Here is an 8,880-nt window from a genome sequence, read left to right as displayed (position 1 = left end):
CGAGGCCCTTGGGGTCGCCCTGGCGCACGTAGTGCATGGTCGCCAGGTCGCTCGACTCCTGCACCTTGGCGAGCCGTTCGGCGTCGCCCTTCTTCCCCAGGGCGGATTCCAGCTCGTAGTTGCGGTCGAAGTGGTCCTCCAGGGGACGCTTGTTACGACCGGTGATCATGAGGACGTCGTCGAGCCCCGCGGACACGGCCTCCTCGACCACGTACTGGATCGCGGGCTTGTCGACGACCGGCAGCATCTCCTTGGGAGTGGCCTTGGTGGCCGGCAGGAACCGGGTGCCAAGACCCGCCGCCGGAATGACAGCCTTGCTGATCCTGGGGTGCGACTGAGTCATGCCCGCCACCTTAACCGGTGACTTTGTGGGGTTCCTGGGCTGTCCTTGGTGGACCCTTTGAAGACGACTCGGACGGCATGGACGCCGTGGAACGGCATACAGGAAGGGTGCGGGAGACGACCCGTGGAACACGACGGACGCGTGGACGAGCCTGGCAAGAGGACGTTGCGGCGAGGCCTCCTCGCGGTGAGGAACAGCCTGCCGGACGATGACGTACGGGCGTCGGGCCGGGCGCTGGCCGCACGCGCCCTGGAACTGCCCGAACTGGCGGGGGCGCGCACGGTCGCCGCGTACGTCTCCGTGGGCGCCGAGCCCGGCACGGTCGCGCTCCTGGACGCGCTGCGCGCCCGGGGCGCCCGGGTGCTGCTCCCCGTGCTGCTGCCCGACAACGACCTCGACTGGGGCGAGTACACCGGGCCCGGCTCCCTCACGGAGGTCCGGCACGGCGGGAGGATGGCCCTGTTCGAGCCGTCGGGCGCGCGGCTCGGCCCGGACGCCGTGACGGGCGCGGACGTGGTCCTGCTGCCCGGACTCGCGGTGGACGCGCGCGGGATGCGGCTGGGGCGCGGCGGCGGCTCGTACGACCGCGTGCTGGCCCGGCTGGAGCGCGCGGGCGCACACCCCCGCCTGGTGGTCCTGCTCTACGACGGGGAGGTCGTCGCGCGGGTCCCGGACGAGGAGCACGACCGGCCGGTGCACGCGGTGGTGACACCGTCCGGGGTGCGCCGCTTCACCGGTCGCTGACCGACGTACGGGGAAGGCCCTCCACGCGGTGCGTGGAGGGCCTTCCCGATGCGGACGCCGCCGCTTACGGCTTGAGGACGAGCGTGTCGCTCGTGCTCTTGTCGACCGCCTTGGAGGAGTACGACCAGGGCAGCAGCTCGCCCTTGGCCCACTTGTCGGTCTGGTCCGTGTAGTGCGCGCTGAACGCGTGCCCGGAGGCGCCGGTCAGGTTGATCCACTTGGACTTGTCGAGGTCGGCCAGGTTGACCACCATCCGCATGGACGGCACCCAGACGACGTTGTAGCCGCCGGCCGCGTTCCAGCCGGTCGCGTCCACGGCCGCCTCACCGCCGTTGAGCTTCCAGGGGCCGCGGTTGAGCAGGTACTGGAGCGCCTTGGGGCCGTCGGTGCCGAGCGTCTGGTTCTTCAGGAACAGGCGGTGCAGCCGGCCCCAGTTCCAGGTGTCGATGTCCTTGCCGAGCTTGGCGGTCAGCTCCCAGCGGGCGTCGATCATGGCGCGGGCGAAGAGCTGGTCCATGTTCTCGGCCGCCGGGCGCGTGCCCTGCTTGGGCGTCTTCCACCAGTCGCTGTCCGGCTTGTTCATCAGGTTGCGCACGACCTCGAACCAGCGGTCGCCGCCGTCCGGCTGCGCCTGGTCGGCGGCGCGCTGGCCGCACTCGCGCACCTTGGTGTCGTCGTCCACCGGACCGGTGTTGTCGATCTTGTCGACCCACAGGCACTGGCCCTGGACGCGCAGCTCCTTGGGGAGCTTGTTGCCGAAGGCGAGCTTGAGGACGTTGCGCCAGACGGCGTTGAAGTACGCGGCGGCGGCCGAGTCGGAGTCCTGGGTGTAGTCCCAGCCCTCCAGCAGCTTCTGCGCGTCGCGCACGTTCTTGTCGTTCAGGTTGATCTTCAGCAGCTTCGGCACCATGAGCTTGGCGATCTCGCTGCTGTCGTCCAGCTGCATCTGCCGCATGTCGTCGGTGGAGATCTTGCCGCCGCCCTTGATCTTCGACTCGATCAGGTCGCTGATCCGCTGGCTGCGGGTGCCGTAGCCCCAGTCGGTGGTCAGGGTGTACGGGTACTTGTCCTTGTCGACCACGGCCTGGTTGGCGGTGACGATGTAGCCGCGCTTGGGGTTGTACTCGTACGGCAGCTCGTCCTGCTGGACGAAGCCGGTCCAGCGGTACTTGGGGTCCCAGCCCGGCGCCGGGATGGAGCCGTCGTCCGCGGCGGAGCGCGTCGGGATCCGGCCCGGCAGGGTGTAGCCGATGTTGTCGCGCGTGTCGGCGTAGATCAGGTTCTGCGAGGGCACGTCGAACTTGGCGGCGGCGGCGCGGAAGTCGTTCCAGTTCGCCGCCTTGTCGAGCGCGAAGACGGCGTCCATGGAGGCGCTCGGGTCGAGCGCGGTCCACCGCAGGGCGATGCCGTAGCCGTCGCCGCGGTCGGGGGCCGCGGTGTTGACCGCGGCCTTCCGGCCGACCTGGACCAGTTCGTCGTCGCGGTCGGACAGCAGCGGCATCCCGTCCTGGGTCTCGCGCACCACGATCGTCTTGGCGGCGCCGCCGGCGACCTTGATGGTCTCCTGGCGGGTCTTGAAGGGCCGCACCTTGCCGTCGTACAGGTAGCCGCCCGCGGTGACCTTCTCCAGGTAGAGGTCGGAGACGTCGACCCCGGAGTTGGTCATGCCCCAGGCGATGTCGCCGTTGTGGCCGATGATCACACCGGGCATCCCGGCGAACGTGTAACCCGTGACGTCGTACTGGCACTTGGCCGAGACGGTCCGGCAGTGCAGGCCCATCTGGTACCAGACGCCCGGCAGGGACGCCTCCAGGTGCGGGTCGTTGGCGAGCAGCGGCTTGCCGGTGATGGTGTACTTCCCGGCGACGACCCAGGAGTTGGAGCCGATGCCCTGGCCGTTCACGCCGACGGCGGTCGGGAGGTCGTTCAGGGAGCTGTAGAGGCCGCCCAGTTGGCTTGTGACGCCCGAACCGGCGGTGGTGGAGGTTCCGGAGCCGGTGGCACCCGCCGTGCCCGCAGACGAGCCCGTGGCGCCGCCGGTGGTGCCCGTCCCGCCCGTGGTGCCGGTGGTGCCGGTGGCGCCCGTCGTGCCGGTGGCGCCCGTCGTGCCGGTGGCGCCCGTCGTGCCGGTGGCGCCCGTGCCGGTCGCGCCCGTGGTCCCGGTCGTGCCGGTGCCCACGGGCGTGCCCGCGGCGGCGCTCTGCTCGAAGCTCTTGGTCAGCGCGTTGTACTGACCCTCCTGCACGATCGGCTTGTTACGGCTGTACGGGTACTCCGGGTACAGGTCCTTGATCTGCTGCGGGCCGAGCCGGCTCGTCATCAGGGCGCGGTCGATCTCGTCCCGCATGTTCCCGCGCAGGTCCCAGGCCATCGCCTTCAGCCAGGAGATCGAGTCGACCGGGGTCCACTGCTCGGGCTTGTAGTCGTTGGTCAGGCCGAGGGCGGCGTACTCCAGGGAGAGGTCCTTGCCGCTCCTGCCCTTCAGGTACGCGTTGACACCCTTGGAGTAGGCGTCCAGGTAGCTCTTGGCGGAGGCCGACAGCTTGGTGTCGTATTCCCGTTCCGCGATCCGGTCCCAGCCGAGGGTGCGCAGGAACTCGTCGTTCTTGACCTGGCTCTTTCCGAACATCTCGGACAGACGCCCGGCGGTCATGTGCCGGCGCACGTCCATCTCGTAGAACCGGTCCTGCGCCTGGACGTAGCCCTGCGCCATGAACAGGTCCTGGTCGGAGGACGCGTAGATCTGCGGGATGCCGTTGCCGTCCCGTTTGACGTCGACCGGGCCCGACAGTCCGTCGAGCGTGATCGACCCCGTGGTCTGCGGCAGGGAGGCGCGCACGGTGCTGACCGACCAGAAGCCGCCGTAGGCGATGCCCGCGATGACGGCCAGGACCAGCAGCAGCACGAGGAGTCGGGCTCTGCGCCCCTTCTTCCTGCCTGACTTGGCGGGCGCGGCACCGGCGGTGGCGGTGTCACCCGTTGTGGCGGTGGTGTTCGGGGGCATCGCTGTCCTTGCTGTCCTAACGCGAGCGGCAGGTCGGGCCATGACTTTGAATGAGCGCTGGAGCAACCATAGGCGCAGGACCCTGTGCGCCTTGACGCGGAGTCGCTAACCAGCGCGCACGAGTGTTCGATCCTCTCCCCCCAACGTCAAGAAAGCGTCAAGAATTAGGTAAGGTAACGAAGTACCTGGATGCGGTACGCCGCAGCCTCGGATCTTGTGTTCGCGCGTCCGCGCGCCCCGCGCCCGGGCCAAGGAAGGGAACCGCCGCTGACTGTTCACCACCTCAACCAGCTTCTGCTCGTCTGCTCCCTCGTCCTGCTGGTCGCCGTGGCGGCCGTGCGGATCTCCTCCCGCAGCGGGCTCCCCAGCCTGCTCGTGTACCTGGGGATCGGCGTCGTCATGGGCCAGGACGGCCTGGGCCACATCCACTTCGACAGTGCCGCCATGACGCAGGTCATGGGCTATGCGGCCCTGGTCGTGATCCTCGCCGAGGGCGGCCTCGGCACCAAGTGGAAGGAGGTCCGGCCGGTCCTGTCCTCGGCCGCGGTCCTCGCGACCGCGGGCGTCGCGGTCAGCGTCGGGATCACCGCGGCGGGCGCGCACTATCTGGTCGGGCTGGAGTGGCGGCAGGCGTTCATCATCGGCGCGGTGGTGTCCTCGACGGACGCGGCGGCGGTCTTCTCGGTGCTGCGCAGAATCCCCCTGCCCGCACGCGTGACGGGCACCCTGGAGGCGGAGTCGGGCTTCAACGACGCCCCGGTCGTCATCCTCGTCGTCGCGTTCTCCACGGCGGGCCCGGTCGAGCACTGGTACATGATGCTCGGCGAGATAGTCCTGGAGCTGGCCATAGGCGCGGCCGTGGGCCTGGCGGTGGGCTCCGTCGGCGCCTGGGGGCTCAAGCACGTGGCGCTGCCCGCCTCCGGCCTCTACCCGATCGCCGTCCTGGCGATCGCCGTCTCGGCGTACGCGGCCGGCGCCCTGGGCCACGGCAGCGGCTTCCTCGCGGTCTACCTGGCCGCCATGGTGCTCGGCAACGCCAGGCTCCCCCACTGGCCGGCCACCCGCGGCTTCGCCGAGGGGCTCGGCTGGATCGCCCAGATCGGCATGTTCGTGCTGCTCGGCCTCCTGGTCACCCCGCACGAACTGGGCGACGACATCATGCCCGCCCTGGTCATCGGCCTGGTGCTCACCATGGTGGCCCGCCCGCTCAGCGTGGTGCTCAGCCTGACGCCGTTCCGGGTGCCCTGGCAGGAGCAGACCCTGATGTCCTGGGCGGGACTGCGCGGCGCCGTGCCCATCATCCTGGCGACGATCCCCATGGTGAACGGCGTCGACGGCAGCCGGCGGATCTTCAACATCGTCTTCGTCCTGGTCGTCGTCTACACCCTGGTCCAGGGCCCGACACTGCCCTGGCTGGCGCGCACCCTGCGGCTCGGCGAGAAGGGCGAGGCGTCCGACCTCGGCATCGAGTCGGCGCCCCTGGAGCGGCTGCGCGGGCATCTGCTGTCCGTGGCCATCCCCGAGGAGTCGCGGATGCACGGCGTCGAGATCGCCGAGCTGCGACTGCCGTCCGGGTCCGCCGTGACGCTCGTCGTGCGGGAAGGAAAATCGTTCGTCCCGCTGCCCAGCACGGTGCTGCGGCGCGGCGACGAACTCCTGGTGGTCGCCACCGACCCGGTCCGCGACGCGGCGGAGGCACGGCTGCGCGCCGTCGCCCACGGCGGCAAGCTGGCGAGCTGGCTGGGCACCGACGGGGCGGGAGCCGGGGGCGCGCGCTAGGGACACGGCTCGGGGCGAGGACGGCGGCTCGCGCCGGGAGAACGGGCAAGAGAATGTTTCACACGGTTCACACCTCGCGCGGGCGCCGCGGAATCCCGGGCGGCCGGCCCCATGGTGCTCGTTTTCACAGCCCGCGCGGGGGTGATGCCTGTATACGATGAGGGCGCACCCTGATCGAACCAACTCTGCCTGACGCAGAGCTGGCGCGACCGTATGGCGGCCGTGACGCCCCCACCTTGCCGTGGGCGCCGGTATCTACCGCAGTCCGCGCAAGAGGACAGCTCTCGGCGCCCGGACCCGCACGGGCCGCGCGCTACCAGGCGGCGGAAAGGCACGGGCCGTGGGATCCACGGTCACCGACGAACCGGCGAAGACCTCGACGGCGTCCTCCCGCCCGGGATACGGACCACTGCTGCGCACCCGCGGCGCCTGGACCTTCCTGCTCCCCGGCTTCGCGGCACGCCAGCCGTTCGCGATGCTCACCCTCTCCATCGTGCTGCTGGTGCAGCACACCAGCGGCTCGTACGGCGCCGCCGGCGCCGCCGCGGCCGTCACCGGCGTCTCCATGGCGCTGTTCGCGCCCTACAGCGGCCGCCTCGCCGACCGCTACGGCCAGCGCGCCGTACTGCTCCCCGGTGTCCTGGTGCACACCCTGTCGGGCCTGTCCCTGACGGCGCTCGCGCTGGCGCACGCGCCCCTGTGGGCGCTCTTCCTGGCCGCCGTGCCGACCGGCGCCTCGGTGCCGCAGGTCGGCCCCATGGTGCGGGCGCGCTGGGGCGTGAAGCTCCAGGGCTCGCCCCTGATGGGCACCGCGGCCGCCTTCGAGTCGGTCACGGACGAGCTGACCTTCGTCCTCGGGCCGCTGCTGGCGACCGCCCTGTGCACCGCCGTCGCCCCGGCGGCCGGTCTGCTCACGGAGGCGGCGCTCACCCTCGTGGGCGGTTTGCTGTTCGCCGCGCAGAAGAGCACCCAGCCGCCGGCGACCGCCGCGGCCGGACACGCGCGCGGGCGGCACGGTTCGGCGCTCCGGGTCCCCGGTGTGCGCGTGCTGGTCGTGACCTTCCTCGGCATCGGCTCGGTCTTCGGCGGCATGCAGGTCTCCCTGGCGGCGTTCACCCAGTCCATCGGCGAACCCGGCCTGAACGGCGTCCTGTACGGCGTCTTCGCCGCCGGAAACATGCTGTCCGGCATCGTCTGCGGCGCGATCGCCTGGAAGACGGCGCCCCAGCGGCGCCTGGTCGTCGGCTACACGGCGCTCGCGCTGACCGCGTCCGCGTTGTGGACGGCGCACTCCGTGCTGCCGCTCGCCGCGCTCGGCCTGCTGGTCGGCATGTGCATCGCACCGTCGCTGATCACCGGCTACACCCTGGTCGAAGGCCTGGTCCCGGCCCGCGCCCGCACCGAGGCCTTCACCTGGCTGACCGGCGCGGTCGCGCTCGGCCAGGCGGCCGCGGTCACCGTCGCCGGGCAGTTGGAGGACCGGCTGTGGGACGGCTCGGGATTCCTGGTGCCGATGGGCGGCACGGTGATCGCCCTGATGACCCTGGTGGCGCTGCGCTCCCGGCTGGTCGTGCGCCAGGAGAGCCAGACCGTGGCACGTGGCGTCGGTCACCGCACGCCGGTGACGGTGGACTGATCCCCGGGAATACGTCACTATGGAGCGTCGTTAGCACTCAATGAGTGAGAGTGCCAGGAGGAAGACAGTGCCGACCTACCAGTACCAGTGCACCGAGTGCGGCGAGGGCCTTGAGGCGGTGCAGAAGTTCACCGACGACGCCCTGACCGAGTGCCCCAACTGCAACGGGCGCCTGAAGAAGGTGTTCTCCGCGGTCGGCATTGTCTTCAAGGGCTCCGGCTTCTACCGCAACGATTCCCGCGGCTCCACGTCGAGCAGCAGCCCGGCGACGAAGTCGTCCAGCTCCTCGACGTCCGGCTCGTCGTCGGCCGGTTCGTCCTCGTCCGACTCGAAGTCGTCGACGTCCACGTCGAGCTCGGCCGGCACGTCCGCCGCCTGAGGCCGTACGGTCCGTCCCCTTTGACGCCCTCCCTGCCGTCGTGCGACGGCAGGGAGTTCGGCGTTCTCCGGCAACCCCCACCTGCGGGGCGTCACCGCCAGCTAATGTCTTGGCCATGGCGAACGCAGAGATCGGCGTAATCGGCGGCTCGGGCTTCTACTCGTTCCTCGACGACGTGACCGAGGTGCAGGCGGACACCCCCTACGGGCCGCCCAGCGACTCCCTCTTCCTCGGCGAGATCGCCGGCCGGCGGGTCGCCTTCCTGCCCCGGCACGGTCGCGGCCACCATCTGCCGCCGCACCGCATCAACTACCGGGCCAACCTGTGGGCGCTGCGCTCCGTGGGCGTACGGCAGGTCCTCGGCCCCTCCGCGGTGGGCGGTCTGCGCCCCGAGTACGGCCCCGGCACGCTGCTGGTGCCGGACCAGTTCGTGGACCGTACGAAATCCCGGGCCCAGTCGTACTTCGACGGGCTGCCGCTTCCCGACGGCACCGTGCCGAACGTCGTGCACGTGTCCCTCGCCGACCCCTACTGCCCCACCGGACGGGCCGCCGCGCTGAAGGCCGCCCGCGGCCGGGACTGGGAGCCGGTGGACGGCGGCACGCTGGTCGTGGTCGAGGGCCCGCGCTTCTCCACGCGCGCCGAGTCGCTGTGGCACCAGGCACAGGGCTGGTCGGTCGTGGGCATGACCGGCCACCCCGAGGCGGCGCTCGCCCGCGAACTGGAGCTGTGCTACACCTCCCTGACCCTGGTCACCGACCTCGACGCGGGCGCCGAGACCGGCGAGGGCGTATCCCACGAGGAGGTCCTCCAGGTGTTCGCGGCCAATGTGGAACGGCTGCGCGGGGTCCTCTTCGACGCGGTGGCCGCGCTGCCGGAGACCGGGGCACGGGACTGCCTGTGCGTGAACGCGCTCGGCGGGATGGAGCCGGGGTTCGAGCTGCCGTAGCGGGAGCTGCGGGACCGGGAGCTGTGGGACCGGGAGCTGTGGGACC

Annotated in this window: 7 protein-coding genes; 5 read left to right on the top strand and 2 right to left on the bottom strand. The window is 70.9% G+C overall.

From position 1 onward, the window contains the following. On the bottom strand, window positions 1-343 hold a 343-nt coding region (locus ACWDD7_RS06415; protein WP_450456549.1), incomplete at its 3' end, for a sugar phosphate nucleotidyltransferase. Window positions 344-466: 123 nt separating this feature from the next. Here ACWDD7_RS06415 and ACWDD7_RS06410 point away from each other — a divergent pair. Further along, window positions 467-1,087: a 5-formyltetrahydrofolate cyclo-ligase gene (locus ACWDD7_RS06410; RefSeq protein WP_450456548.1), complete on the top strand. Its 621-nt coding sequence runs from the start codon at window positions 467-469 to the stop codon at window positions 1,085-1,087. A gap of 64 nt (window positions 1,088-1,151) precedes the next feature. On the opposite strand, the gene ACWDD7_RS06405 is transcribed toward ACWDD7_RS06410, so the two are convergent. Beyond that, entirely contained in the window at window positions 1,152-4,091 is a 2,940-nt protein-coding gene (locus tag ACWDD7_RS06405; protein ID WP_450456547.1) for a penicillin acylase family protein, read from the bottom strand. A 189-nt stretch (window positions 4,092-4,280) separates the two neighbouring features. On the opposite strand from ACWDD7_RS06405, the gene ACWDD7_RS06400 reads away from it, so the two are divergent. The 4 genes from ACWDD7_RS06400 (at window position 4,281) to ACWDD7_RS06385 (ending at window position 8,834) form a co-directional block, all read left to right on the top strand. Beyond that, window positions 4,281-5,870 carry a potassium/proton antiporter gene (locus tag ACWDD7_RS06400; protein ID WP_450456546.1) on the top strand — a complete coding sequence of 530 codons (1,590 nt, stop codon included), beginning with the start codon at window positions 4,281-4,283 and terminating at the stop codon, window positions 5,868-5,870. Between the two features lie 340 nt (window positions 5,871-6,210). Next, a complete protein-coding gene (locus ACWDD7_RS06395; protein ID WP_450456545.1) occupies window positions 6,211-7,506 on the top strand; it encodes an MFS transporter in 1,296 nt (431 codons plus the stop codon). 67 nt (window positions 7,507-7,573) lie between these two features. Beyond that, window positions 7,574-7,885 carry an FmdB family zinc ribbon protein gene (locus ACWDD7_RS06390; RefSeq protein WP_450456544.1) on the top strand — a complete coding sequence of 104 codons (312 nt, stop codon included), beginning with the start codon at window positions 7,574-7,576 and terminating at the stop codon, window positions 7,883-7,885. A gap of 115 nt (window positions 7,886-8,000) precedes the next feature. Continuing rightward, window positions 8,001-8,834, top strand: a complete 834-nt coding sequence (locus tag ACWDD7_RS06385; protein WP_450456543.1) for an S-methyl-5'-thioadenosine phosphorylase — start codon at window positions 8,001-8,003, stop codon at window positions 8,832-8,834. Window positions 8,835-8,880: the final 46 nt, after the last annotated feature.

This window comes from Streptomyces sp. NPDC001056 (assembly GCF_053598955.1).
Note: the sequence above shows the minus strand (reverse complement) of the source record. Positions and strands in the feature narration are given on the sequence as shown.